Annotated in this window: 3 protein-coding genes; 1 reads left to right on the top strand and 2 read right to left on the bottom strand. The window is 75.8% G+C overall.

Annotated elements, in window-relative coordinates:
• Positions 1-595, top strand: a 595-nt coding sequence (locus tag ICW40_RS19975; RefSeq protein ID WP_221655728.1) for a glycosyltransferase family 9 protein, incomplete at its 5' end; no start/stop codon positions are given.
• Between the two features lie 78 nt (positions 596-673).
• Here ICW40_RS19975 and ICW40_RS19970 read toward each other — a convergent pair.
• Entirely contained in the window at positions 674-1627 is a 954-nt protein-coding gene (locus tag ICW40_RS19970) for a UDP-glucuronic acid decarboxylase family protein (protein WP_221655727.1), read from the bottom strand.
• Positions 1624-1806, bottom strand: a 183-nt coding sequence (locus ICW40_RS19965; protein ID WP_221655726.1) for a hypothetical protein, incomplete at its 5' end; no start/stop codon positions are given. The genes ICW40_RS19970 and ICW40_RS19965, both read right to left, overlap by 4 nt.

Here is a 1806-nt window from a genome sequence, read left to right as displayed (position 1 = left end):
GCGCACGTCCGGCGCGCCCGGCGCGCAGCCGACCGGCCGCTCGGACGACGTCGTGCCGGCCCCGCCGCCCGCCGAGCGCACCGACGACGTCGTGCTCCACCCCGGGGCGGCGTCGGGATCGCGGCGGTGGCCGCTCGACGGCTGGGTGCAGGTCGCCCAGCGGCTGGTCGAGCGTGGTGTGCCCGTCGTGCTCACCGGGGGTCCGGACGAGGACGTGCCGTGCGACGCCGTCGTGCGCTCGGTCGAGAGGGCGGTGGCGGGCCGGGGTGACGTCACGGGCACCGTCCGCAGCACCGCGGGGACGCTCGACCTGCCGCAGCTCGCCGAGGTCGTCGCGCGGGCCCGCCTCGTCGTGTGCGGCGACACGGGCGTCGCCCACGTCGCGACCGCGTTCGGGACGCCGTCGGTGCTGCTCTTCGGCCCGACCCCGCCGCGCTGGTGGGGACCCGCGATCGACCGCGACCGCCACACCGTCCTGTGGCGCGGCGACGACGCCTACCGCGGCGACCCCCACGCCGCCGACGTCGACCCGGCCCTGGCCGCGATCACCCCCGACGAGGTCCTCGCAGCCGCGGCCACCCACCTCGCCCCCTGACCCGGATACCCGCCCACCTGACGCCGAGGTCGACCTCGGCGAGTGTGGGTGGTCGGGGCGGGGGACGGGTGGTGGCGGTCAGGCGCTCGTGCGGAGCGCCTCGTCGAACCAGGCGACGGTGCGGGCGAGGCCCTCGGTCCAGTCCACCTCGGGCTCCCAGCCGAGGAGCTCGCGCGCCTTGGTGGTGTCCGGCCGGCGCACCTCGGGGTCGTCGACCGGACGCTCGATGAACCGGATCTCCGACCGCGAGCCCGTCGCCGCGACGACGTCCTGGGCGATCTCGAGCACCGTCCGCTCGTGCGGGTTGCCGATGTTGACCGGGCCGGCGTGGTCGCTCTCGGCGAGCGCGAGGATGCCGCGCACGAGGTCGTCGACGTAGCAGACCGACCGCGTCTGGCTCCCGTCGCCCGCGACCGTGATCGGCTCGCCGGCGAGCGCCTGGCGCACGAACGTCGGGATCGCGCGGCCGTCGAACGGTCGCATCCGGGGTCCGTAGGTGTTGAAGATCCGGACGATCGCCGTGTCGACGTCGTGCGTGGTGCGGTACGCGGTCGTGAGCGCCTCGGCGTAGCGCTTCGCCTCGTCGTAGACGCCGCGCGGGCCGATCGGGTTGACGTGGCCCCAGTACTCCTCGGGCTGCGGGTGCACCTGCGGGTCGCCGTAGACCTCGGACGTCGACGCGAGGAGGAACCGCGCGCCCTTGTCCTTCGCGAGCCCGAGCGCGTGCCCGGTCCCGATGGACCCGACCTTGAGCGTCTGGATGGGCAGCTGGAGGTAGTCCACCGGCGACGCGGGGGACGCGAAGTGCAGCACGAGGTCGACGTCGCCCGGCACGTGGATGTAGTCGGTGACGTCGCAGCGGTCCAGCCGGAACGCGGGGGAGCCGAGGAGGTGCGCGACGTTGGCGGGGGAGCCGGTGAGGAAGTTGTCGAGGCAGACCACCTCCCAGCCGCGGTCGACGAGCTCGGTGCACAGGTGGCTGCCCAGGAACCCGGCGCCCCCGGTGACGACGGCGCGGCGTGGGTGCGTCATTGCTCTCCTTCGCGGTGGGTCGGCTCGAGCGACGCCGGCACGGCGCCGCCGGGGAGGTCGGTCGGGGTCGGGTCGGACGGGCCGCCGTCCTGGGGCAGCTCCCGCAGCCGCGCGAGGTCGCCGAGCACGTGCGCCGGCACCACGCGCCGCCCCCGCAGGGCGGCCGGGAGGTCGCGCAC

Origin of the sequence: Actinotalea ferrariae, from assembly GCF_019733465.1 — a bacterium.
Taxonomy (GTDB): Bacteria; Actinomycetota; Actinomycetes; order Actinomycetales; family Cellulomonadaceae; genus Actinotalea; species Actinotalea ferrariae_A.
The sequence above is the reverse complement of the archived record's forward strand: the minus strand, read 5'-3'. Positions and strand labels throughout refer to the sequence as shown.

Excerpts from the sequence above, each read along its gene's own strand:
- ICW40_RS19970 (WP_221655727.1), bottom strand. The coding sequence starts at position 1,627 with ATGACGCACCCACGCCGCGCCGTCGTCACCGGGGGCGCCGGGTTCCTG.